The organism is Staphylococcus agnetis, from assembly GCF_011466855.1.
GTDB lineage: Bacteria > Bacillota > Bacilli > Staphylococcales > Staphylococcaceae > Staphylococcus > Staphylococcus agnetis.
Window position 1 is genome coordinate 1162305 of record NZ_CP045927.1, and the last position, 24078, is coordinate 1186382.

The following is a 24078-nucleotide window of genomic DNA, read 5'->3' on the forward strand; positions in this document are numbered from 1 at the left end:
GGTGATGTATTTACTTTTTTTGTTTATCCGTTTAAAAATGGATTCATAAATTCATTTTCGATTGTTGTGCTTGGTCCGTGACCAGGATAAATCGGCATCGTTTCATCTAACTCGAAAAGTTTATCTTTAATTGAGTCTATCAATGTTTCAAGGTCTCCTTGATATAAATCAGTACGGCCAATACCATTATTGAAAAGTGTATCACCTACTACAGCGAAATCCTTAAATACATAAGACAAGCTACCTGGAGAATGGCCTGGTGTATAAAGTACACTGATATCAAATCCGTGTAATTGAATATCTCCTTCGTCAATGAATTGAGGTTTTGCCTGACTAGTAATGATTGGAAGACCCAATTCTTGAAATTTCTGTGAACCATTTTTAGCTGGGTTTGTAAGAAAATCATGCTCGTTTTTATGCATATATACTGGAACAGGATATACATTTAATACATCATCCAATGCCGCGATATGATCAAAGTGTGCATGTGTAAGTAATATCGCTTTTAGAGGTTTGTTCATAGATTTTATTTTATCTAAAATTTTATGAGATTCACCAGCTGGATCAATGATTAACAAAGCGTCCTCATTTGTTACGAAATACGTGTTTGTACTTACAAAACCTAATGGCAAATATGAAATTTCCATAATTAAAACTCCTCTTAAGATAAATGTTTTTCTACTGACGTTAATTTGTCATTCATTTTACGTTGTTTATCACGTCTATCATCAATTCGAATATTCGTGCAAACGCGGTCTAACCCTTTATTGAACGGTAATTCATGAATCACTTTAACGACATTGAGTAAATCTTCAAGGTCCCCTTCGATAAGTGTATTCATAGGTGTAAGTTGGTAATCAATTTTACCTTGTTTTTTAAACTTTTCTAATTCGACTTGAATTTCTGCAATATATTTACTTACACTAGGCCCATCCGTACCTACTGGTATGACAACAACGTCTACTATAGCCATTTAAATACGCTCCTTTTCGATGACATAGGTTTTAATCAATCCTGCTGCACCGGTAATGCCGGCATCATTTCCTAATTCAGCTCGAACAATTTCGGTGTTTTCTTGTGCAGGTGTAAATGTAAGATGGCGATATTCTGTTTTAATATTTTCAACTAAAATATCACCAGCCTCGGACATACCTCCTCCTAAAATGATGTATTTAGGATTTGTTGTTACGCTAATAATACTCGCTAAATAAGCAATGTGATGTGCGACGCGTTCTGTTATAAATATACAGAATTGATCTCCTTTTTTAGCTGCATCAAATACTGCCTTAGCAGTCACTTTATTTTCTTTGATGAGATGCAGAATGGATGATTTAAAAGTGAGTTTAGGGTAATAAAAATTAACTAAATTCACAACACCAGTAGCTGATGCAACGGTTTCAATACATCCAGATTTACCACAATTACATTTAAAGCGTTGATCGTGATCGACACGAATGTGTCCTAATTCCGCTCCGGAGCCGTTATGTCCATGTACGATTTCACCATTCGAAATGATGCCTCCGCCAAGGCCTGTTCCTAATGTGATAGCAACAACATCATCTGCTTGCTTACCTGCCCCATTGTGTTTCTCCCCTAGCGCCGCTACATTAGCATCATTGTCGACAAAAACAGGGAAATCTACAAACTCAGACATTATCGCATGCACATTGACTTTTCCCGGCCAGTTCAAATTGACAGCCCCATGAATAATACCTGTTTCGAAATCAACTGGACCAGGTATACCGATACCCATGCCAATAATGCGCGTCATATCATAATTAAGAGATTTGCATTTTTCCACAAACGCGTTATAAATTTGTTCAAGAAGTATACGTCCTGTAGGATCTGAAATATCTGTTTCTATAGACCATTTTGTGAGACGTTCTAATTGATCACTAAAAATGCCTAACTTACAAGTTGTACCGCCTACATCGGCTGCTAAAATTAAATCTTTTTTCATCCACGTTTCATCCTTCTTTGATTAATTAACAATTTTGATTGCATGAACGTTTCATTATTGATCAGTCCATGTTTATAAAGCGTTCTAATCTCTTGCTCTATCATCTCTAGCATATCACCTTCATCGTCAAAGTAAACAATGAAACCAAATTGTTTTAATAATTGTAATACATCATAAAATGTACGGAGGTTTGTCTGCATGTTAATCATCCAGTTCTTTTTTTAAATTAATTGCATTCTTGTTTTGGGGATCGACCTCCAAAACTTTTTTTATAAATTTTTTTGCACTTTTATTATCTCCTAAAGAGCGATTCGCAATCGCCATTTGATAATTTAATAATGGTGAATCTGGAAAAATTCGTAATCCTCTTTCCCATTCAGCAATTGCTTCAGCTTTAGAATTTTTTGCTGCTATAACAAAGCCTGAAAGATAATATGTTTCGTCATTAGCATAGTCTTTTTTTACAGTTTCTATAATCATGTGTTTCGCTTCTGAAAAATGACCCTCATTCATTTGTTTTTGAATAATCTTATTATAGATATTGACATCTTCTATTAAAAATATACGCACTAACAAGCCGATGATTAAAACGGATGTAACGATAATGAGAATATGAAATCCTTTTTTAAAAGTCTTATAAAAATAACCAATATAAACGATTAAACCACCTGCAAATAATCCACCTAGATGTGCGATAATATTGACATTATTCATAAATAAAGAAATGACTGCCATAATAAGTGTTGCAATAATAATTTGAAGCATCATTTTCTGAGTGAATTTTTTACTAATAAGCATCATGGCTACAATGGCACCTAATAAGCCAAATATTGCGCCACTTGCACCTAATGAAATATTATCATTTAAAAATGCAAGAGAGAAAAGGTTTCCCATTATACCTGAAAATAGATATATGACTAACATTTGCCAACGTCCTACTAAAGATTCAACAATCTTACCGAATATGAATAGTGATAACATATTGAATAGTAAGTGTTCAAAATTTAAATGTAAAAATATGGATGAAACCAATCTATAGATTTCCCCATGTACAAAATTAAAATGAGACAAAGCACCGACATTAATAATTTCTAAATCAGTACGATGTGGCAAAAATAATAAAATGGTAAGCCAAACGATGACGTTAGTTGCAATTAAAGCATAAGTTATGGGTGCAAATTGATACATCGCATGTTCGACAGGATTTTGGTTTAACGTACGTTGCTTGTAATATGTACTGGATTTTGTATCTTTATTAGTGAGTTCTCTTTTTAATAAAGGATGTTTAATCTTGTTTATAAAAGTTTTACGTGATTCAATATGATGGAATTTTATTTTGATTGGATGATGTTCAGTAAAATGTTGAACATCTATGTTTTTATCATTAAAAACATAAACATCATATTTACGCACGTCAAATGATAAAAATGCGTCAATATCTTCTTTGTGTTCCTTTAATCTTTCGTGTGTAAATCCGAGTTCTTGAGAAGTAAACTCACCAAATTTAAAGATAACGATGTGATGTTTTTTTTGATTTGAGAGCCATATTTCACTTTTCTCTTTATCAAAATGAACACATTTATAATTATAATATTTTATCCACAAATAAGCGGATTTCCATTGAAATTTTTCATCAATCATATCGTGCCTCCAAAGTGCTATGTTTTAGCAATAATTAGTTCTTGTACGGGATAGTCATGAGGCTCAACCGGTATTTGATCTGATAATTGTATGTCATAAACGAGACTAATAGTACTAGGTTGATATTGAGATAAGAATTGATCGAAATATCCACCGCCGTATCCAATACGATACCCTGCGTGATTAAATATAACACCGGGCACCACGACCAGATCTAAATCATTTTTAACTGGCGTATCAGCATTTACATATCGAATGGATTTTTCATCAACAGCCACTTGATTTAAATCTTCTAATTGCTGAAATTGCATGATGTGTTTATCGTAATTTGTAGAAGGTACATAAACTGATTTATGATGGTCAAGTGCATACTGTATAATTGGGTCTGTTTGAACTTCATGAGGCATGGATAACACGATACCAATATGTTGCGCATTTACGAACTTTTCATGTTCAATTAATTGTTTAAATAAAAAATGGTCCGCTTTAGTTTTAACCCTTTCATTCAACCCACGCATTAATGCAAGTGTAGATTTGCGCATTTCTTTCTTACTCATTCTATCCCCTCCTCTTAAATCTATGTATATTATAGCGTGCTCAATTACTTATGTCATGAAAATCAAGTTAAAAAAATGGCCAGAACACATTGTGCTCTAGCCCAAGAATAAACTATTTAGTTTCACGATGTAATGTATGTTTGTTTTCACGTGTACAGAATTTTTTCATTTCAATACGTTCAGGATTTGTTCGTTTGTTTTTAGTAGAAATGTAGTTACGATCTCCACATTCTGTACAAGCAAGAGTTACGTTAACACGCATATGAACCCTCCTCATCTTTCTTAAAATACGACTTTATTATCATACCATCTTCGTACTTAATTGGGAAGAGTTAATTATCGTAAGATTCGTATCTTTCGCCTGTAATAAAATAATAAATATGTTCAGAAATATTGACAATGTGATCGCCTATACGTTCCAAATATCTTGCTACTAAATGGGCTTGACCTGAAACAAAAGGATCATTATCTATTAAATATGTTGAGTTGACGATTTGTTTGTATAAATCATCAATATCATGATCACGATCAATAATTTCCTTCACAAGCTCTAAATCATCATTTTTTGCCGCATCATTTAAATCTTTTAACATTAATAATGCTAATCTTCCCATCGTTTCTAAGCGCATCACTAAATATTTATCAGTAAATTTAGCTCGCGTTCGAATTTTAGCAATATTGGCGGCGTTATCTGCCATTCTTTCAAATTCAGAGGCAATCTTCAATGTAGACATCATTAAACGTAAGTCTTTAGCCATAGGCTGTTGTTTCGTAATGAGCATTACAACTTTTTCATTTATATCAAACTCTAATCTATTAATTTTTTTATCCTTATTAATAATTTCACGTGCATGTGTAATTTGGCTATCCGTCAGAACACGAATGGATTGATCAATCATTGAATACGTCTGAAGGCCAAGTGTACGAATATCTTTAAATAATTCATTTAACTGACCTTCATATCTTTTTCTAATCACCATAATATTAACCAAAACGCCCTGAAATGTAGTCTTCAGTTTGTTTATCTGAAGGATTAGAAAAAATCTTGTCAGTATCGTCGTATTCATTGACGTAGCCATTTAAAAAGAATGCAGTTTTATCAGACACGCGTGCAGCTTGTTGCATGTTATGCGTAACGATAATAATTGAATAATCTTTCTTCAAATCTTGAACTAGTTCTTCAACACGTAATGTTGATATAGGATCTAAGGCTGATGTAGGCTCATCCATTAAGATAACATCTGGTTCAATTGCAAGACAACGTGCGATACAAACACGCTGTTGTTGGCCCCCAGATAAACCGTATGCATTTTGATTTAAACGATCTTTCAATTCATCCCAAATAGCAGCGCCACGCAGTGATTTTTCTACAATTTCGTCTAAAACTTTTTTATCTTTAATCCCATGGATTCTTGGTCCATAAGTGATGTTATCATAAATGGATTTAGGAAATGGATTAGGTTGTTGAAAAACCATACCTACATTCGTACGTAACTTTTCAACTGGATAATTTTTATCAAAAATATTCTGATCACGGTATAAAATTTTTCCGGATGTTTTCACGCTAGGAACAAGCTCTACCATTCTATTTAATGCTTTTACATATGTTGATTTACCTGATCCTGAAGGTCCAATGATTGCAGTGACATTTTTCTCTAGTATATCTAAATTAACATTTTTTAATGAATGTTGTTCACCATACCATAAATCTAAATTTTGAGTAGAATAAACAACTCGACGTTGATTATTATCTGAATGATTATGATGAGCTTGATCTACGGCAGTAAAAGGTGTGTTTGCGTGTTCATTTACTTTTTTAGTATGTTTTTCTAGTTCTTTTATATTATTCATAAGAAACCCTCTTTTCACTCTCACTACTTAAGTTAATATTTCTTTGAAAATTTGTTGCGAATTAAAACTGCGATAGTATTTAAAATGAGTAAAATTAACAATAATACAATAATTGCGGCTGATGATAAAGCTTGAAAATCTAAACCAGGTTTTCTTGCCCAATCATAAATTTGTAACGGTAATGTTTGGAATGAATCTAAAATACTATTTGGCGTACGTAGTAGAATGGTTGGTATACCAATTGCTACTAAAGGTGCTGTTTCACCAATGGCACGTGAAATGGCTAAAATAACACCTGTTACAATACCAGGAATCGCTGCTGGTAATACTACGTTTTTAATGGTTTGCCATTTATTGGCGCCAAGCCCATATGATGCTTCCTTTACTGAATTCGGTACCGCACGTATAGCTTCTTGGCTTGCAACGATAATGACTGGCAATATGAGTAAAGCCAATGTTAATGCAGCAGCAATGACTGAGTTACCTAATTTTAATAAACCTACAAATATCGTTGCACCTAACAATCCATATACAATAGATGGGACAGACGCTAAATTGGAAATATTAATTTTAACGAACTTTGTAAATGCATTATCTTTAGCATATTCTTCAAGATAAATCGCGCTTCCGACGCCTAAAACTAAAGCGATTGGAATGAGCGTCATCATTAACCATAATGTTCCAATCAATGCCCCTTTAACCCCTGCTGTGCTCGCAGATGAACTTGAAAAATTAGAGAAAAAGTCTGTGGACATTAAAGGAAGTCCTTTTCTTAAAATGTCTACAATCAAGATTGTTAAAACTACTAAACCAATCAATGTACAAATCAAGAACAAAGCCTTAAAAACTTTATTTTTAGTCATTCGGCCAGAGAGTTTTTTCTCTACTGAAGCTTGGTCGATTAAATTCATTTTAATACTCCTCTCTGAAACGTTTCGTAATCCATTGGGAAATAAAGTTCATAATCAATGTAAAGATAAATAGTGTGAAACCAACAGCGTAAATACTGTAATAAAGATCAGAACCATTCGTAGCATCACCTTGTGACACCTGTACGATATACGCAGTCATCGTTTGAATGGAATGTGTTAAATCAAGATCAAATGATGGACTAGAACCTGCTGCTAAAGACACAATCATTGTTTCACCAATGGCACGAGATATCGCTAATACAATAGATGCCATAATACCAGAAGTGGCTGCAGGAATAATCACTTTAAAAATCATTTCAAGCTTGGTTGATCCTAATCCTAACGCCCCTTCACGAATTTTATTAGGTACGGACGACATCGCATCTTCACTCATACTCGCTATCATTGGAATGATCATAACGCCAACAACCAAACCAGGACTAATGGCGTTAAAACTCGATATACCTGTAAAGATTGATCTTAAAATGGGTGTGACAAGTGTTAAGGCAAAAAAACCATAAACTATTGTTGGAATCCCTGCAAGAATTTCAAGAATTGGTTTAATTACTTTTTTAGTGCGTTTAGATGCATATTCACTTAAATATATGGCTGCACCTAAACCAACAGGAACTGCAAAAATCGTAGCTATCGCTGTAATTTTTAACGTACCTAATATGAGTGCCCAAATACCGTACTTTGGATTGGAACTAAAAGGATTCCAATCGGTTTCTAAAAAGAATTTAGACATTGGAACTTTAGTGAAAAATGTGATTGTTTCAGTTAATAATGTCACTACAATACCAATTGTTGTTAAGATAGAAATGGCTGCAATTGCGGCTAAAATAATAGGCATAATTTTATCACTTTTAGATGATCCAACGTTACTTTTATTTTGAATCATTTCACGAACATTATGCTGTGATTTCATACATGTATGCTCCTTTACTTAAAAAAGGGACTTAGAAAATTAAGTCCCTTTCATTCCCTTTAATTCATATCAATGCTTGAACTATTTTTCGCTTTTACCAGTAATTTTTTCTAATTTTGAAAGTTGATCTTTGTAGTCTTTTTCAGGTAATGCTACATAATCAACACCTTTAGCTTCGGCAGCTTTCCCTTTGTTATCTAAAGTGAATTTCATGAACTCTGCGAATGCTTTATTGTCTTTTAATTTTTTATTATTTGCATAGATGAATAACGGACGACTTAATGCGTATGAACCATCTTGAATTGTTTTGGCATCTGGTTCAATTGCTTTTCCATCTTTGCCTTTAATTTTAACGGCTTTTAAGTTATCTTGATTTTCTTTATAGAAGTTATAAGCGAAGAATCCAATACCCTCTTTATTGTCTTGTACCGATTTAACAATAACATCTGTATTTTGGTTTTTCTCTGCTTTGATGTCTTGTTTATTCATGACTTCTTCACTAAAGAAATCATACGTACCGTGTGATTGGTCTGGTGAAAAAGCTTTAATTGGTTTTTTAGGATATTTTGGATTTACATCTGACCAGTTTTTCGCTTGTCCAGAATAGATTTTCTTTAAATCGTCTAAAGAGAGTTCCTTAACAAAATCATTATCTTTATTAACTGCAATTGTTAAACCGTCTTTGGCGATTTCAAATTCTGTATAGTCAATTTTTTTATCTTTCAATTGTTGTTTCTCTTCATCTTTAATTGGACGAGATGCATTAGAGAAATCTGTTTTACCTGCGATAAATTGTTTGAATCCATCACCTGTCCCTGAAGTCACATTTTCAACGGTAGCTTTATTGTATTGTTTAGAAAATTCTTCATTTAACTTTTCAATAATTGGTGCAACTGTTGATGAGCCATTCCCTTTTACAGTACCCTCAACATTTGTATTTTCTCCTTTATTCCCACTATCTCCGCCTTGTTGTCCAGCGCCTCCGCAAGCACCTAATAATAATGATGCACCTACGACTGTAGTACCTAATACTTGCCATTTCTTCATTGAAACATCCTCCTAGTAATAGAAATCACTACTTTTAATTACATTCTTAGCATACTAAGTAATTGTTAACCCTCAATAAATTGAATGTAAATTTTGTGTTAATATTAAGAAATTGTGGAGATGTACAATAAATGCAAAAAAACACACATCATTTTGATGTGTGTTTAAAAAAGATTGTTTTAATGTGAATTACATTAACCGAAAAAGTAATTAATAACGTCTCTACCTAAATCGCCACCATTAAGCCATGGTTCAGGAACGGGTTGGTTCGTATAAACAATTGAAAAAGAGAGTTTAGGGTCATTTGCTGGTGCATAACCTACATAGGTAGAGTTAACTCTTGGCTCACCATCTTGAAAAACTTCGGCAGTACCTGTTTTTCCTGCGGTACGTACTTTAGTTTTACTAAAGCTTGCATAACCCGTTCCTTTCTCTTTATTAAACGCCATATCGAACCCTTTTTGAACTTGATGAATTTCCTCAGGTGTATTGTTAATACGATTTAAAACTCGCCCCTGGATAGACTTTTTAATAGGACCCAATTCATCATCGCGTGTTGCGTGACGTATTTCCTTAGCGATATGTGGTTGGATTCTCACACCATTATTAGCAATTGTTGAAACATATTGTGATAACTGAATTGGTGAATACGTATCATATTGACCAATTGCTAAGTCTAAATAATTACCAGGATTATCTTTTAAAGGTTCAATTTGTCCTGTAACTTCATTAGGTAAGTCGATACCTGTTTTAACGCCTAATCCTACTTGATTAAGACCTTTTCGTAATTTTTGACCAGGCACTGTAACGTCATTTGGAAGTGCCATATTATTTGAATAATCTAATCCTGCAATTTTCAAGGCAGTTTTAAACATATAGACGTTTGATGAATGCATTAAAGCTTCACTATCTGAAATGCGTATTTGACTATTTTTATTAAAATAAGAACGTTTTGTTCCACCATCTTGGAAATGTAGAGGTTCATCGACCATTTCTTGACCGACTTTAATAGCGTTATTTTGATAACCAGCTAATAAAGTGCCACCTTTCACTGAAGACCCTACAGCATATTGTGTTGTAAATGTACCGATATCAAAATCAGTAAGTTCACCATTTTTATCGATCTTTTTGCCTACCATAGCGAGGATATCGCCATTGCGTGGATCTTGGACAACCATCATAGCACTATCCATATCTTTAGCACCTTCTGACCGTAATTTAGAAATTTGCTTTTCTAAATAGGATTCCGCTTTTTGTTGTAAATTGATATCAATCGTTAGTACTAAATCATCACCACGTGCGCCATCGTTAATCATTTTTGAATCAATCACTTCACCTGACTTGTCAGTCGTATATTGAATTTCTTTTTTCTCACCTCGTAATACATTTTCATATTGTCGTTCGAGGTACGATTTTCCAACACGGTCATTTCTAGAGTATCCTTTAGATAGGTAGTCGTCTGTTAATTCTTTAGGTAAACCTTCTTCAGACGTCGATACTTGTCCTAGAATTCCTCTCAACGTGTTGCCATATGGATATTTACGGTCCCAATCCATTGTTGTATTGATGCCAGGTAAATCTGATAGCTGTTGAGATACTGCGGCATATTCATCGTCTGATACATTATCTTTTTTAACCGTTCTAGGGCTCAAAGTTGTACCCAGAGACATCTCGCGGTATATCGCTAACACTTGCATATCCTTATTAGACAATTGGTTTAAATCTTTATCAGTGAGCTTATTTCTTAAAGATTCATCAAAATCATCTTGAGAAATGTCGCCACTTTCTAGCATGGATTGTTCTTTTTTCATTAAACTTTTAACTTTGTCAGGATATTTTAAAATCCAATAATCTTGCTTATCGCGTTTAGTGATACGATCTGTTTTCATAGAAATAATATTCGCAAGCTTTTTTGCTGTGCTTAAAATTTCTTTTTGACTCGTATTTTTACCTCGAGTATATGTAATTGCTTTTTTAGATGCGTTATCAACAATAACATTGCCATTTCGATCTAAAATTCGGCCGCGCGGTGCAGATTCATTTACTGTAACATTCTCACTTTCACGTATCATTTGATTGAAGTGTGCCCCTTGAGCAATTTGCAAATAACCTAATCTTAGTACGATTAAGACAAATGCTAAAATGATCACAATAAATATGAAATTAATACGAAGATCCATTGTTTGACGCATTTTTTCATCATTAGTTTTTTCTTTTAATCGTTTTAACAACACAACCTACCTCTATTCCGTCATACTACTAAAAATGATATATGAAAATGATGAATTTTGCTAATGTTTTATGAGTAAATATTGACTAAAGACGTTTTACTAATGATACTTTAGAATCTCCTATGACATGTAACCATATTCCATCAACATTTATTTATAAAAAGAAAGGTCGAGACAAAATCACGTCTCGACCTTAAGCATATTTAAAATAATTAATGTGAATATTATGGCCATTCTAAAAATCGAAAGGCCTATTAATTAGTATCATTTATAGATTATTTTGCAGCAGCATAAAATTCGTCAACTTTTTCCCAGTTAACTACATTCCAGAATGTACTAATGTAATCTGGACGTTTGTTTTGATATTTGAGGTAATATGCATGTTCCCAAACATCTAAAGCTAAGATAGGTGCTTTACCTTCTGACAATGGACTATCTTGATTCGCTGTTGTAACGATTTCTAATTGACCATTATTAACTACTAACCAAGCCCAACCTGAACCAAATCTAGCAGCTGCTTTATCAGAGAATTCTTTTTTAAAGGCGTCTAAAGAACCCCATTGTTCTTTAATTTTATCTACTACTTCACCTTTTTCTTCAGCTTCAGGTGATAAGAATTGCCAGAATAGAGAGTGGTTAAAGTGACCGCCACCATTATTACGAACAGCAGTCTTTTTATCTTCTGGTAATTGATCTACGTTAGCAATAAGTTCTTCAATAGATTTATTTTCTAACTCTGTCCCTTTTACTGCATCATTTAATTTTGTTACATAAGTATTATGATGTTTGCTATGGTGGATTTCCATAGTTTCTTTATCAATATGTGGTTCTAATGCGTCATAACCATAAGGTAATTTTGGTAATTCAAAAGCCATAAATAATCATCCTCCTAATTTATGTTCATTTATATTGTAGCAACTAAATGCTCGTAACGACAAAGAATTTGCTTGAATGTATAGTATGATTTTATTTGATTTATTAATATACATACATAAATATTGTTTATCAATATATAGAATTCAATATAATGGAAACCTCATTACATCTATTATATATATTGACGATTGTAATCGTATTAAACATTTAACATTTACGCTATGTGATATTAGTTACAAATTAGTACTTAAGACTGTTTTTTTGTTATTATAATCAAAATTGGTGTGATTGTTTTGAATATGTAAGAGATGGTATTGTATAATAAGTTTAACATTGAAAAACATGATGTTACGTGCGTTTTCAATTAAATTTAGAGTTTAAAGGAGTTTCTATTCATGTCTGAAATTACACATCGTAAAAATACACGACCTGTAAAAGTGGGTAATTTGACGATTGGTGGATCTGATGAAGTTGTGATTCAAAGTATGACAACAACTAAAACATATGATGTTGAGGCAACAGTAGCTGAGATAAAACGCTTAGAAGAAGCTGGATGCCAAATTGTTCGTGTTGCTTGTCCTAATGAAGAAGACGCGCATGCGATTAAAGATATTAAAGCTCAAATTAACATTCCTCTCGTCGTTGACATACATTTTAATTATAAACTAGCACTCATAGCTATCGAAAATGGTGCAGACAAGATACGTATCAATCCTGGTAATATAGGTCGTCGTGAAAAGGTTGAGGCTGTTGTAGAAGCTTGTAAAGCTAAAGGCATTCCAATTCGTATTGGTGTTAATGCGGGTTCACTTGAAAAACATATTTTAAAGAAATATGGTTACCCGACAGCTGATGGCATGGTTGAAAGTGCATTACATCATATTAAAATTCTCGAAGATTTAGACTTTCATGATATTATTGTTTCAATGAAAGCTAGTGATGTTAATCTTGCTATTGAAGCATATACAAAAGCGGCAAAAGCATTTGATTACCCTTTACATTTAGGTATTACAGAAAGTGGTACTTTGTTTAATGGTACAGTCAAATCTTCAGCTGGACTTGGTGCGATTTTGGCATTAGGTATTGGTAATACATGTCGTATATCATTATCAGCGGATCCGGTTGAGGAAGTAAAAGTTGCTAAATCACTTTTAAAAGCATTTGGCCTAGCAAGTAACGCAGCAACATTAATTGCTTGTCCAACATGTGGACGTATTGAAATTGATTTAATTTCAATCGCAAATGAAGTTGAAGATTATATTGAAAAATTAAAAGTGCCTTTAAAGGTAGCTGTGCTTGGTTGTGCTGTTAATGGTCCTGGTGAAGCGCGTGAAGCGGATATAGGCATTGCAGGTGCACGAGGCGAAGGGCTACTATTTATGAAAGGTAAAACTGTAAGAAAAGTACCTGAAGAATCTATGGTCGATGAACTTAAAATAGAAATTGATAAATTAGCAGCAGAATGGGAAAAAAATAAAAAAGAAGAAACTACAACGTCATAATATATAAAATTAACGCTACCGGGTTGTCGGTAGCGTTAATTTTATGATTTACAGTTTTCACATATTCCATACACTTCAAGTTTATGTTTTTCAATATCAACTTGAGGTAATGCTTTTTTGATTTCTGTCATTGGGCAATAATCTATGACTTTTGTGTCTCCACATGAAGTACAAATAAAATGATGATGGTGATGAGAAGTACAAGCAATGCGGAATTTCATTTCACCATCTAATTCAGTACTTTCAATAATGCCTAACGTTTTAAAGAGATGTAAATTTCGATAAATGGTATCGAAGGATATCCCTGGGTAATTTTCATTCATGAGTTGTTGCACATATTTTGCATTGATATATTTATTCTCTTCAATGAAAATGTTAATGATATCTTTGCGCTTATCCGTATATTTATGTCCGTTATCCTTCAACATTCTTATTGCTTCTTGCGTTTTCACTCAGACTCACTCCTTTACCCTTCCCTTTTGTTAACTTTTGTGCAGCAAATGTCAAACCAAGTAAAATGATTAATATTACAACGATTACACCACCAGGAGAAATATCTAAATAAAAGGCGGTAACTAAACCAGTAATAACAGAAAATTCTCCTATTAAAATACTTAAACCTATAAATTGTTTGAACCCCTTCGTCCATCGCATCGCAATGGCAACTGGTAATGTAATTAAAGCACTGACGAGTAGAATACCAATGACGCGCATTGAAGCGGAAATAACTAATGCTACAATGACAATAAATAAAAACGAAATCCACTTGGGGATACCAATGACTTTACTATATTCTGTATCGAAAGATAAAATAAATAATTCTTTATAGAACAATAAGATAAATGCAACAACGAGAATTGCAATGATAACGATGGTAACTAAGTCACTATATGCTACAGCACTAATAGAACCAAATAATAATCCAACTAATTCTTGATTAAATCCATCAGCTAACGAGATAAAAATCGCACTCAAACCGATTCCTGAACTCATTAAAATAGGAATTGCAATTTCTTGGTAATTTGAATAAGAAGTTCTAAGTTTTTCTATTAATAGCGCACCAACAATTGAGAATATAATCCCTGTCCAAATAGGGTTCACAAAAGAAAACGTAGCAGATGCACTAATCATAAACATACCGAATGAAATACCACTTAGCGTGACATGACTTAATGCATCAGCAATGAGAGACAAACGTCGCACGACAATAAAAGTCCCTATTAACGGTGCAATTAATCCAATCAAAATCCCGCTGATAAAGCTATAACGTATAAAATCAAAGTTTAAAATTGCATCTATCATTTACAACACGCCCTATCATGTTGATGATCAACAAATTTAATTGGATGGCCATATATTTTAGAGATTTCTACTTCATCTAGTGATTTAAACTCATTTGTAGAACCATGAAAATGAAGGTGCTTATTTAAACAAGCTACCTCAGTCGCTGTATCAGCAACAACGCCTATATCATGAGTTACCAAAATTATAGTGACACCTTCATGTTTAAGATGGTCTAATGTTTCGTAAAATTCACCAACATGTTTAGCATCTATACCATTTGTTGGTTCATCTAAAATAAGAACGGAGGGATCTGAAACTAAAGCGCGTGCGATGAGGACACGTTGCTGCTGACCACCTGATAGTTCAGACACATTTTTATCTTTTAAAGCTGTGATGTTCAATCGCTCTAGAACACGATCAACTTTATGATGGTCTTCTCTGTTGAACCATCTAAATAGGCGTTTTTTACGCGTTAATCCACTTAAAATAACTTCCTTAACCGTAGCTGGAAAACCAGCAGTGACTGAGGAAGCTTTCTGAGAAACATAACTAATTTTGTCTGTCGTTAATTTTTTGTGATATGATGCACCATCTATAAATATGTCTCCCTGTTGGATAGGGAGTAATCCTAATATTAATTTCAATAAGGTTGATTTACCGGCGCCATTTGGCCCAACAATGGCTAAAAATTCACCTTTATTGATTTTTATATTGATATTTTCAAGTACTTTTTTATTATCAAAATAAAAGTCTATATTTTTAAGTTCAAATACAGGTTGCTCCATTCTCTCACCTCAACTTAATATAATACATATTTATGAAAGTGATGTAAATAGTAATGTTTACGAAAATGATATGGCGATTCATTAACCCCTAAATATAAAACTCTCAAAATCGATTAGTATCGTTTTGAGAGTTAAGTGTTAAAAGTGTCAGTTTTATAGTATAAATTTAGTGAAATATAAAACACTGTGCTGATATTAAATAGGTTAATAGTCTAACTGATGACGTATTGTTACAGTCACAAAAATTAAAATGTTTAATTTTGCGCCATAATTTTATTTTTCATTTCAGGGTCAAACTTACTGGCTTTGAGTGCCTCGATTTCAAATTTATAAGGTGGTTTTTTGTTTTTCTTATCATCACCAACATACGGTGTTTCCAAAATCTTTGGAATGTGTTCAAATTGTTTATGATGTACCACATAATTAAGTGCATCAAAACCAATGTGACCAAAACCTATATTTTCATGTCTGTCTTTATGTGCTTCTCGTGGATTTTTACTGTCATTAACGTGAACAACTTTAATACGATCTACCCCGATGATTTTATCAAATTCATTGAGTACGCCATCAAAGTCATTGACCACATCGTATCCGGCATCATGAATATGACAAGTATCAAGACATACAGATAATCTTTCGTTATGTGTGACGCCATCAATAATTTGTGCAATTTCTTCAAATGTACGTCCAACTTCAGAACCTTTACCAGCCATGGTTTCAAGTGCAATGCGAACGTCATTCTTATTTGTTAAAACTTCATTGAGTCCTTCAATAATACGCTTAATACCTACTTCGGCACCTGCGCCCACATGACTACCTGGATGCAAAACGATATCTTTAGCACCAATTGCTTCTGTACGTTCTATCTCATTTTGTAAGAAATTAACACCTAATTCAAATACCTCAGGCTTACTTGTATTTGCAATATTAATAATATATGGCGCGTGAACTACAATATTAGAAAGGCCATACGCTTGCATTGCCTTTTGTCCAGCTTCGATATTTAAATCTTCTATCGCTTTACGACGCGTATTTTGTGGCGCACCAGTATAAATCATAAAAGTGGACGCGCCGTATTTGTGCGCCTCTTCGGCAGATGCTTGTAACATTTTTTTACCACTCATAGAAACGTGTGAACCTATTAACATTCAAATCCAACCTTTATTTTTTATTTTTACGATCAAGACGTTTTTTACGTCTACTATGTTGTCTTTTTTCTTGACGTTTTAAATTTTCGACTTCTTGTTTGAATTTCTTTTTATAGCCTGGTTTAACTTTTTTCTTATTATTACGTTTAACTTTATTTTTCACTTGTTGTGTAATGTGATCTTCTTGTTTTTGTCTTAGACGACGCGTGTTATGTGCTTTGATAGGCTTTAATTCACCATTTTTAATATCAACATTTTCAAATTGATAGCCTTTTTGTTCAATTTGATGAATTAGATATTCTTCGTCTGGTTTATAAAGTGTGATCGCAATCCCTTTATAATTTCCTCTACCTGTACGACCAACGCGATGCGTAAAGAAATCTATATCTAAAGGCACATCATAATTGATTACATGACTAACACCTTCTATGTCAATACCACGAGATGCTAAATCACTCGCAATGACATACTGGAAGTTTAAATTTCGAATTCGTTTCATTTGTTGTTTACGTTCACGAGGAGATAAGCCACCATGAATCATCCCTACTTGAATCCCTTTTTGATTTAGTTTTTCTGCTAAATCATCAGCATTTTCTCGACTGTTACAGAATATAATACCTAAATATGGATTAATCGTATCTATGAGTTCAATCGTCTTTTCTAACTTTTCAGTACCGCGTGTAGGTATTAAGTAAAATGTTATATTCTTCTTATTCTTTTGTTCAGTTTTTACTTCAACAAATTCTGGGTTTTGTAAATATTTATTTAAAAATAGATGTAAAGATTTCGGTATTGTAGCACTAAACACTGCCATTTTAGCCGATTTATCTAAACGAGACGCTATTTGATCAACTTCTTGAATTAGACCTAAATCTATCATTAAGTCTGCTTCATCAACGATAAGTTGTTGCGCTAAATGAACATGCAGCGCATTGGCTTTAGCTAAGTCATTAATTCTCGTAGGTGTACCGATAACGAGCTGAGGTTGTTGAGTTGTTTTTTGCTTATCTTTTTCAAAATCTGTTCCACCTATAAATAAACTCACTTTAATTCCTTTTTTATGATTAGCTAATTGAAGTGCAGCATGATAGAGTTGTGTAGCCAATTCTCTCGTAGGCGCTACAATGATAGCTTGTGGTTCATTTATATCATTATCTAATAATTGGAAAATGGGTAGTAAAAATGAGTGTGACTTTCCTGTTCCAGTTTGTGATTGCCCTATAAGATTGACGCGTTTTAATAATCTAGGAATGACACGTTGTTGAACGTCTGTCGGTTGTTTAAAGTTTAATTCATCTATTGCTTCAATTAAACTTGGGTCAAAACTAAAATGATCAAATGGGTGCTTAGGCATGAATGGCCCTCCTTATTCTATCGTCCCTATATTATAAAGGAATTTACCTTAAATGAAAACTACTCATCAAAATTCAAAATAAGAATGACTCGGTATAATTTCCTACCTTTGACCCATGCTTGAATAGTTTAAATTGCCTTTTGAAGTTGTTATAATATGAAGTTGAAGGAGGGTACGTGTATATTATGGAAATTATTAAAATAACACCCAGGGGGTATTGTTACGGTGTAGTAGATGCGATGGTTATCGCACGTAATGCCTCTTTGGATCCAAACTTACCGCGTCCCATATATATTTTAGGGATGATTGTGCATAATAAACATGTAACAGATGCATTTGAATCGGATGGCATCATTACGTTAGATGGCCCAAACCGTCTAGAAATTTTAAACCAAATTGATTCTGGAACGGTAATATTTACAGCGCATGGCGTATCACCTGAAGTCAAACGTCGCGCAAAAGAAAAAGGGTTAACTTGTATCGATGCGACATGTCCAGATGTTGAAAATACACATGCCCTCATTAGAACTAAAAAAGCTGAGGGGTACCATATTATTTACATTGGAAAAAAAGGTCATCCAGAACCTGAAGGCGCTGTTGGTGTTGCACCAGACGTAGTACATTTAGTAGAAACAAAAAAAGATGTTGATGCATTACCTGAAATGCTGAAAGATAAACGTCTCATTGTAACAAATCAAACAACAATGTCTCAATGGGATGTCTTGCATTTGATGGAAGATTTACAAGAAAAATACCCTCATATTGAACAACATAAGGAAATTTGCCAAGCTACACAAGTACGTCAAGAAGCCGTCGCGGATCAAGCTGGTGCTGCTGACTTATTAATTGTAGTTGGTGATCCTAAGAGTAATAATTCTAATAGACTTGCACAAGTTTCTAAAGATATTGCTCACACTAATTCATATCGAATTGCGGACGTATCACAGCTCAGACTAGAATGGTTAGAAGGTGTTGAAACCGTTGCAGTTACTGCAGGTGCCTCCACTCCTACTCCGATCGTTAAAGAAGTTATAAACTTTTTGAAAGATTATGATCCATTAAATCCTGAAACACATCAGATTCAATCTCATGTGCCAGTGGATAAAATACTACCAAAAATTAAAAAAGCTAAGCCAGTTAAAATTATGGAATAAAAAAACACGACAATTTTGTCGTGTTTTTTGTTTTTAGTAATACGTATAAGGATCAGTATTTATTGAGGATGCTAAAATATTTAACGATTCATTTGGATTAAGCCAATCTGATAAAAGTGTTACTAGACCTTCTTTCATGACATATTCACTATAATGATTGATATCGATTAAATTGATGCCTTCAATTTTTGCATCTAGCGCTTCATGATGCTTAATATCACCAGTTATGAAAACGTCGGCACCTTTTTTTTGAGCTAACGTTTCTAAACCGATGCCTGAGCCACCCACTATTGCGACAGTTTTAATCAAAGTGTCATTGTCTCCAATAAAACGAATGCTTGGCATATTTAAAACGGTTTTTAAATGGTTGATGAAATCAGGAACTGTGAAGGATTGATGCAGCTGTCCAATCATCCCTAACCCTTGTTGTAAACTTTTTTCTAAAGGAATGAAATCATAAACTGGCGTTTCATAAGGGTGATATTTTATAATGAGTTTTTCTGTTAAGTCACGTTGATGTTGGTCAATCATAAATTCAACTTTTAACTCTTCTACATTTTCAATTTGATTCAATGCACCTATAGTAGGATTTGCATCTCCTACTGGTTTAAATTGACCCGTTCCCATCGCATTAAAAAAAGCATATTCATAATTACCTTCTTTAGCAATACCTGCATCGCTCAATGCATTTTTAAATGCGTCAGCAGATGTTTGAGGTATAAACACTTGTACTTTATAATAGGATTTCATGTTAACATTTAAAAATTCAGGCGCATTCATCCCAATGCGCTCAGCTAACATAGCGTTAACACCACGTGGGTGAACATCTAGATTTGTATGCAATGCGATTAAGTTGATATTATTTTGAATTAATGCGTATAAAATGGAACCATAACCTTGATTGGCTATGATAGATTTTACCCCTTTAAATATAAGTGGATGATGCGCAATAATGGTATTACACTGTTTTTCAATCGCCTCATTTACGACATCAATGGTGCAATCTAACGTTGTTAAGATTCCTTCTACATGATCTTCTGTATTTCCTATGAGTAAGCCGACATTATCCCATGATTCAGCAGAGTCGAAGGGTACGTGTTGATTAAGTGTATGCAGTAACGTTTTAATATTCATCATTTAACACCTCTTTGATTACATTTTCTTGGTGTGTAATGTCTTGATATCGTTGTACATGCTTATTTGGATCTAATTGTTTTTTTATATCCTCAAGCGCATCTAATTCTCTTTGCCACTTCTCTTCAAACAAATCTCCTTTAATAGGATGTAAAAAAGGTCCGAATTTAAAATCTAATGACGATAAATTCATTTGTCCTTTTTCAGCAACGATAATTTCATATATATGCGCACGTTCTTTTACTAATGTTTCTGTTATAATTTGATAACCCTTATTTTGTAAAAATCGTCTAATCGGTTCGGATTGAATGTTAGATTGAAGAACTAACCGCGGAAAATTAGGAATATGATGAAATCCATTTTCTAAAATACGTGTTATTAATGGCCCACCCATACCACATATCGTGACTGTATCAACATCATCTGTATCATTCAATATGGTTAAACCATCACCTAATCTTACGTCAATTCTTGACGTTAAACCATATGTTGCCACACTTTTTTTGGCTGCATTAAAAGGCCCTTTGATTACTTCTCCAGCAATTGCAGTTTGTATAATCCCTTGTTGGATTGCATAAATTGGTAAATAGGCATGATCAGAGCCAATATCAGCTATTTTTTCACCTATAATAAATTCACTTACTTTTAATAGTCGACGATTAATTGGAATCATGATGATATTTCCCTTCTATAAAAATAAGGGAGTACAAACAGGTAATCATATGTTTAACCATAGTGATACGACTGATTGCTCCCTTTTAGATAAGTATAAGTGACGTTTCAATTATAAACGACAGTATTAATCCATAAAATCTTTAAGCCTTTTACTGCGACTTGGGTGTCTCAATTTACGTAATGCTTTCGCTTCGATTTGACGAATACGTTCTCGTGTAACACCAAAAACTTTTCCGACTTCTTCAAGTGTACGTGTACGTCCATCATCAAGACCAAATCGTAAACGTAATACATTCTCTTCACGATCTGTTAAAGTATCTAATACATCTTCTAACTGCTCTTTTAATAACTCATATGCCGCATGGTCTGACGGACTTTGCGCTTCTTGGTCTTCAATAAAATCTCCTAAGTGACTGTCGTCTTCTTCACCAATAGGTGTTTCAAGTGAAACAGGTTCTTGAGCGATTTTAAGAATTTCACGTACTTTTTCAGGTGGTAAATCCATTTCCTCACCAATTTCTTCTGGTGCTGGGTCACGACCTAAGTCTTGTAATAATTGACGTTGAACACGAATTAATTTGTTAATCGTTTCAACCATGTGTACTGGAATACGAATGGTACGTGCTTGGTCAGCAATCGCACGTGTAATAGCCTGTCTAATCCACCATGTCGCATAGGTTGAAAATTTAAAACCTTTGCTAAAGTCAAATTTTTCAACAGCTTTAATAAGGCCCATGTTTCCTTCTTGAATGAGGTCTAAAAAGAGCATGCCACGTCCTACATAACGTTTAGCAATGCTGACAACAAGTCTTAAGTTAGCTTCTGCCAATCTTGCCTTAGCGACTTCATCACCTTGTTCTATCCGTTTCGCAAGTTCAATTTCTTCTTGAGCACTTAATAAGTCTACACGGCCAATTTCTTTTAAATACATGCGAACTGGATCGTTAATTTTAACGCCTGGAGGTGCACTTAGATCGCTTGGATTTAATTTATCATCGGTATCAGAACTATCTTTTTCATTGACTAACTGAATATCATTATCATTAATCATGTCAAAAAATTCGTCCATTTGATCTGAATCCATGTCGAAGTTTTGTAATTTGTCTGCTACTTCTTCATGGCTTAGGTGACCTTCTTTTTTCCCTTTTTCAATTAACTGTTTTTTAACATCCTCTAGTGTTAGAGTAGGATCGATAGTCTCTTTTTTAATTACTTTTACCTGGTTATCTGACATACAAAGGCCTCCCGATATTAATCTTGACGCTTTAATCGATTTCTATTTTTATTCACTATCATTTCTAAATAATACTTTTGAGATGCGACATCTTTATTACGTGTAGCTTCACGTAGTTTTTCATGAAGTGTTTCAAGTGAATCTGAATTTCTATTTTCAGTCATTACTCTAATATAATCATCTATTTCGTTCTCATACGGTTCTCGGTTAAGCGGATAATCTACTAAATATATCAACGCTTCTTTAATTTCATGCTGATGCGTATAGGTAATACATTCACTGATATCAAATTGTTCATGTTTAGAATAAAAGTCTCGTAAAATATTAAATATACGTTTAAAATACTCATTTGTAAAGTCGGATTCATCAATATTTTTATGAAAACTTAAAAAAACATCTTTATCATTAATGAAATGTTTTAAAATTGCTCTCTCTGCAACAGCATGTTTATTTAAACGAACAGATTGTTTCTGAGGTGTATGATGCATGGTGTTCTGAGAGTCGTTATTGGGATAACGCTTTTCTACTTCATTATTTAGACTATCTGGTGAAACTTTAAACAAACTTGATGCATCTTGTAACACTTTTTTTCGTATAATATTTGAGTTTATTTTAGAAACATCATTTATAAACGTTTTGTAAAATTTTTCATAAGCTAAATCATTATTTTCGATTTGGTCTTGATGTTGCATTAATTTAAAGATTACAAATGATTTTTTCTCAGTATTGACGAACTCTAAAAATTTTTCTTTACCATATTTTTCAATGTATTCATCTGGGTCTATATTTTGAGGTAATTGAACTACAAAGCAGTTGATATTTTGTTCCAACAATGTTTGCCCCGTTTTTAATGCAGCTTGTATACCAGCAAAATCACCGTCAAATAATAATGTAACATGATTACTTAATTTTCTTAAAAAGTGAATATGGTCTTCAGATATTTGTGTTCCCATACTTGCAACAACATGATTCAGTCCTGCCTCATCGGCTTTAATCACATCCATAAAACCTTCGAGTATAATTGTTTCATCATGTGAGCGAATATGTTTACGTGCACGATCTAAATTATAAAGTAATTTTCGTTTCTGAAATATTGGAGATTCTGGACTATTTAAATATTTAGGCTCCTGATTTTGATAAGTTCGCCCGGAATAACCTACAATGCGCCCTTGTGCATTGGCTAGTGGAAACATGATTCGATCTCTAAACCTATCATAATAGGTGAAATCATTTTCATTTCGTGATAAAATTCCCGCTTCATAACCTAAATGTAAATCAAATCCTTTTTTCTCAAAAAAATCAGTCGCGAAATGCGAGGAGTCAGGTGATAATCCAATTTTTCTTTCATTAATCATTTGATCAGTAAAACCACGATCATATAAATATTTTAAAGCTACTTCGCCTTCAACCGTTTTCGTTAAAATATAATGATAATATTCCAGTAATGTCTCATGCATTTGAATCATTTGTAAGTCGTTAGAAGCAATTTGATGAGATGTATCATTAGAATGAATGTCAACTTGAATGTTAATGCGGTCACCTAAATGTTTAACCGCTTCAGTAAATGAAACATTTTCAATTTCTTGAATAAATTGAAAAATGTTACCACCTTTTTTACAACCGAAGCAATGACAAATTTGTTTGTCTTCAGACACTGTAAATGAAGGGGTCTTCTCATCATGAAAAGGACACAAACCTATATAATTGCGTCCTCTTTTTTCTAGTTTAACGTACTCACTAACGACGTCTAATATATCTGTATTTTCTTTAATCTGATCAATGGTTGATTGTGGTATTCTCAAATTT

The 24078-nt window shown here is 33.5% G+C and carries 25 protein-coding genes; 2 read left to right on the plus strand and 23 right to left on the minus strand.

What is annotated here, in order from left to right:
- Positions 1-23 precede the first annotated feature (23 nt).
- The 14 genes from GJE18_RS05770 to GJE18_RS05835 all read right to left on the minus strand — a co-directional run bounded on the left by GJE18_RS05770 (position 24) and on the right by GJE18_RS05835 (position 12001).
- Entirely contained in the window at positions 24-647 is a 624-nt protein-coding gene (locus tag GJE18_RS05770) for an MBL fold metallo-hydrolase (RefSeq protein WP_107368912.1), read from the minus strand.
- A gap of 14 nt (positions 648-661) precedes the next feature.
- Positions 662-973, minus strand: coding sequence for an MTH1187 family thiamine-binding protein (locus GJE18_RS05775; RefSeq protein ID WP_060551127.1), 312 nt, complete (start codon positions 971-973; stop codon positions 662-664).
- Complete coding sequence (locus GJE18_RS05780; protein WP_060551128.1) at positions 974-1960, minus strand: ROK family glucokinase; 987 nt, start codon at positions 1958-1960, stop codon at positions 974-976.
- Entirely contained in the window at positions 1957-2160 is a 204-nt protein-coding gene (locus GJE18_RS05785) for a YqgQ family protein (RefSeq protein ID WP_037567684.1), read from the minus strand. Before GJE18_RS05785 ends, GJE18_RS05780 begins: the two co-directional genes overlap by 4 nt.
- A 1-nt stretch (position 2161) precedes the next feature.
- A complete protein-coding gene (locus tag GJE18_RS05790; protein WP_165886098.1) occupies positions 2162-3601 on the minus strand; it encodes a rhomboid family intramembrane serine protease in 1440 nt (479 codons plus the stop codon).
- Between the two features lie 17 nt (positions 3602-3618).
- On the minus strand, positions 3619-4158 hold the full coding sequence (locus GJE18_RS05795) for a 5-formyltetrahydrofolate cyclo-ligase (protein WP_060551130.1): 540 nt from the start codon (positions 4156-4158) through the stop codon (positions 3619-3621).
- A 112-nt stretch (positions 4159-4270) separates the two neighbouring features.
- Positions 4271-4435 (minus strand): 50S ribosomal protein L33, encoded by a 165-nt coding sequence (gene rpmG / locus GJE18_RS05800; RefSeq protein ID WP_256903594.1) that lies wholly within the window; start codon positions 4433-4435, stop codon positions 4271-4273.
- Between the two features lie 55 nt (positions 4436-4490).
- The gene (phoU, locus tag GJE18_RS05805) at positions 4491-5141 is read right to left on the minus strand and encodes a phosphate signaling complex protein PhoU (protein ID WP_060552482.1); all 651 of its coding nucleotides are present in this window, start codon (positions 5139-5141) and stop codon (positions 4491-4493) included.
- Between the two features lies 1 nt (position 5142).
- Positions 5143-6009 (minus strand): phosphate ABC transporter ATP-binding protein PstB, encoded by an 867-nt coding sequence (gene pstB / locus GJE18_RS05810; RefSeq protein ID WP_060551131.1) that lies wholly within the window; start codon positions 6007-6009, stop codon positions 5143-5145.
- A 32-nt stretch (positions 6010-6041) separates the two neighbouring features.
- Positions 6042-6920, minus strand: a complete 879-nt coding sequence (pstA, locus tag GJE18_RS05815) for a phosphate ABC transporter permease PstA (RefSeq protein ID WP_037567673.1) — start codon at positions 6918-6920, stop codon at positions 6042-6044.
- A 1-nt stretch (position 6921) separates the two neighbouring features.
- Positions 6922-7848, minus strand: coding sequence for a phosphate ABC transporter permease subunit PstC (gene pstC, locus GJE18_RS05820; RefSeq protein ID WP_060551132.1), 927 nt, complete (start codon positions 7846-7848; stop codon positions 6922-6924).
- 81 nt (positions 7849-7929) lie between these two features.
- Entirely contained in the window at positions 7930-8895 is a 966-nt protein-coding gene (locus GJE18_RS05825; RefSeq protein WP_037567668.1) for a PstS family phosphate ABC transporter substrate-binding protein, read from the minus strand.
- 194 nt (positions 8896-9089) lie between these two features.
- Positions 9090-11126 (minus strand): peptidoglycan D,D-transpeptidase FtsI family protein, encoded by a 2037-nt coding sequence (locus GJE18_RS05830; protein ID WP_165886099.1) that lies wholly within the window; start codon positions 11124-11126, stop codon positions 9090-9092.
- Between the two features lie 275 nt (positions 11127-11401).
- On the minus strand, positions 11402-12001 hold the full coding sequence (locus GJE18_RS05835) for a superoxide dismutase (protein WP_060551133.1): 600 nt from the start codon (positions 11999-12001) through the stop codon (positions 11402-11404).
- 396 nt (positions 12002-12397) lie between these two features.
- Between GJE18_RS05835 and ispG the strand changes: the two genes are divergently transcribed.
- Positions 12398-13504 (plus strand): flavodoxin-dependent (E)-4-hydroxy-3-methylbut-2-enyl-diphosphate synthase, encoded by a 1107-nt coding sequence (gene ispG, locus GJE18_RS05840; protein ID WP_103345810.1) that lies wholly within the window; start codon positions 12398-12400, stop codon positions 13502-13504.
- A 41-nt stretch (positions 13505-13545) separates the two neighbouring features.
- Here ispG and GJE18_RS05845 read toward each other — a convergent pair whose 3' ends face one another.
- From GJE18_RS05845 to GJE18_RS05865, 5 genes are all read right to left on the minus strand, one after another.
- Positions 13546-13956 carry a Fur family transcriptional regulator gene (locus GJE18_RS05845; RefSeq protein WP_037565370.1) on the minus strand — a complete coding sequence of 137 codons (411 nt, stop codon included), beginning with the start codon at positions 13954-13956 and terminating at the stop codon, positions 13546-13548.
- The gene (locus tag GJE18_RS05850; RefSeq protein WP_060551135.1) at positions 13919-14806 is read right to left on the minus strand and encodes a metal ABC transporter permease; all 888 of its coding nucleotides are present in this window, start codon (positions 14804-14806) and stop codon (positions 13919-13921) included. The genes GJE18_RS05845 and GJE18_RS05850 overlap by 38 nt, the downstream gene beginning before the upstream one ends.
- On the minus strand, positions 14803-15573 hold the full coding sequence (locus GJE18_RS05855) for a metal ABC transporter ATP-binding protein (protein WP_037565374.1): 771 nt from the start codon (positions 15571-15573) through the stop codon (positions 14803-14805). The genes GJE18_RS05850 and GJE18_RS05855 overlap by 4 nt, the downstream gene beginning before the upstream one ends.
- A gap of 254 nt (positions 15574-15827) precedes the next feature.
- Positions 15828-16721, minus strand: a complete 894-nt coding sequence (locus GJE18_RS05860) for a deoxyribonuclease IV (protein WP_060551136.1) — start codon at positions 16719-16721, stop codon at positions 15828-15830.
- A 13-nt stretch (positions 16722-16734) separates the two neighbouring features.
- Positions 16735-18075 carry a DEAD/DEAH box helicase gene (locus GJE18_RS05865; RefSeq protein ID WP_107368982.1) on the minus strand — a complete coding sequence of 447 codons (1341 nt, stop codon included), beginning with the start codon at positions 18073-18075 and terminating at the stop codon, positions 16735-16737.
- Between the two features lie 185 nt (positions 18076-18260).
- Here GJE18_RS05865 and GJE18_RS05870 point away from each other — a divergent pair, with 185 nt between their 5' ends.
- The gene (locus GJE18_RS05870; RefSeq protein WP_060551138.1) at positions 18261-19229 is read left to right on the plus strand and encodes a 4-hydroxy-3-methylbut-2-enyl diphosphate reductase; all 969 of its coding nucleotides are present in this window, start codon (positions 18261-18263) and stop codon (positions 19227-19229) included.
- Between the two features lie 33 nt (positions 19230-19262).
- Here GJE18_RS05870 and GJE18_RS05875 read toward each other — a convergent pair whose 3' ends face one another.
- From GJE18_RS05875 to dnaG, 4 genes are all read right to left on the minus strand, one after another.
- Positions 19263-20363, minus strand: coding sequence for a Nif3-like dinuclear metal center hexameric protein (locus tag GJE18_RS05875; protein ID WP_107368984.1), 1101 nt, complete (start codon positions 20361-20363; stop codon positions 19263-19265).
- Positions 20353-21036 carry a tRNA (adenine(22)-N(1))-methyltransferase gene (locus tag GJE18_RS05880; RefSeq protein ID WP_060551139.1) on the minus strand — a complete coding sequence of 228 codons (684 nt, stop codon included), beginning with the start codon at positions 21034-21036 and terminating at the stop codon, positions 20353-20355. The genes GJE18_RS05875 and GJE18_RS05880 overlap by 11 nt, the downstream gene beginning before the upstream one ends.
- Positions 21037-21162: 126 nt before the next feature.
- Positions 21163-22272 (minus strand): RNA polymerase sigma factor RpoD, encoded by a 1110-nt coding sequence (gene rpoD / locus GJE18_RS05885; RefSeq protein ID WP_037565382.1) that lies wholly within the window; start codon positions 22270-22272, stop codon positions 21163-21165.
- A 17-nt stretch (positions 22273-22289) separates the two neighbouring features.
- Complete coding sequence (dnaG, locus tag GJE18_RS05890) at positions 22290-24074, minus strand: DNA primase (protein ID WP_107368983.1); 1785 nt, start codon at positions 24072-24074, stop codon at positions 22290-22292.
- Positions 24075-24078 lie beyond the last annotated feature (4 nt).

Bases quoted from the DNA above. Each gene is read 5' to 3' on its own strand.
- GJE18_RS05775 (WP_060551127.1), bottom strand. From the start codon at position 973: ATGGCTATAGTAGACGTTGTTGTCATACCAGTAGGTACGGATGGGCCT.
- GJE18_RS05790 (WP_165886098.1), bottom strand. From the start codon at position 3,601: ATGATTGATGAAAAATTTCAATGGAAATCCGCTTATTTGTGGATAAAA.
- GJE18_RS05770 (WP_107368912.1), bottom strand. From the start codon at position 647: ATGGAAATTTCATATTTGCCATTAGGTTTTGTAAGTACAAACACGTAT.
- rpmG (WP_256903594.1), bottom strand. From the start codon at position 4,435: ATGAGGAGGGTTCATATGCGTGTTAACGTAACTCTTGCTTGTACAGAA.
- ispG (WP_103345810.1), top strand. From the start codon at position 12,398: ATGTCTGAAATTACACATCGTAAAAATACACGACCTGTAAAAGTGGGT.
- rpoD (WP_037565382.1), bottom strand. From the start codon at position 22,272: ATGTCAGATAACCAGGTAAAAGTAATTAAAAAAGAGACTATCGATCCT.
- pstC (WP_060551132.1), bottom strand. From the start codon at position 7,848: ATGAAATCACAGCATAATGTTCGTGAAATGATTCAAAATAAAAGTAAC.
- GJE18_RS05880 (WP_060551139.1), bottom strand. From the start codon at position 21,036: ATGATTCCAATTAATCGTCGACTATTAAAAGTAAGTGAATTTATTATA.
- GJE18_RS05875 (WP_107368984.1), bottom strand. From the start codon at position 20,363: ATGAATATTAAAACGTTACTGCATACACTTAATCAACACGTACCCTTC.
- GJE18_RS05870 (WP_060551138.1), top strand. From the start codon at position 18,261: ATGGAAATTATTAAAATAACACCCAGGGGGTATTGTTACGGTGTAGTA.
- pstA (WP_037567673.1), bottom strand. From the start codon at position 6,920: ATGAATTTAATCGACCAAGCTTCAGTAGAGAAAAAACTCTCTGGCCGA.
- GJE18_RS05795 (WP_060551130.1), bottom strand. From the start codon at position 4,158: ATGAGTAAGAAAGAAATGCGCAAATCTACACTTGCATTAATGCGTGGG.
- pstB (WP_060551131.1), bottom strand. From the start codon at position 6,009: ATGAATAATATAAAAGAACTAGAAAAACATACTAAAAAAGTAAATGAA.
- GJE18_RS05835 (WP_060551133.1), bottom strand. From the start codon at position 12,001: ATGGCTTTTGAATTACCAAAATTACCTTATGGTTATGACGCATTAGAA.
- GJE18_RS05825 (WP_037567668.1), bottom strand. From the start codon at position 8,895: ATGAAGAAATGGCAAGTATTAGGTACTACAGTCGTAGGTGCATCATTA.
- GJE18_RS05785 (WP_037567684.1), bottom strand. From the start codon at position 2,160: ATGCAGACAAACCTCCGTACATTTTATGATGTATTACAATTATTAAAA.
- GJE18_RS05860 (WP_060551136.1), bottom strand. From the start codon at position 16,721: ATGTTAATAGGTTCACACGTTTCTATGAGTGGTAAAAAAATGTTACAA.
- GJE18_RS05855 (WP_037565374.1), bottom strand. From the start codon at position 15,573: ATGGAGCAACCTGTATTTGAACTTAAAAATATAGACTTTTATTTTGAT.
- GJE18_RS05780 (WP_060551128.1), bottom strand. From the start codon at position 1,960: ATGAAAAAAGATTTAATTTTAGCAGCCGATGTAGGCGGTACAACTTGT.
- GJE18_RS05850 (WP_060551135.1), bottom strand. From the start codon at position 14,806: ATGATAGATGCAATTTTAAACTTTGATTTTATACGTTATAGCTTTATC.
- GJE18_RS05865 (WP_107368982.1), bottom strand. From the start codon at position 18,075: ATGCCTAAGCACCCATTTGATCATTTTAGTTTTGACCCAAGTTTAATT.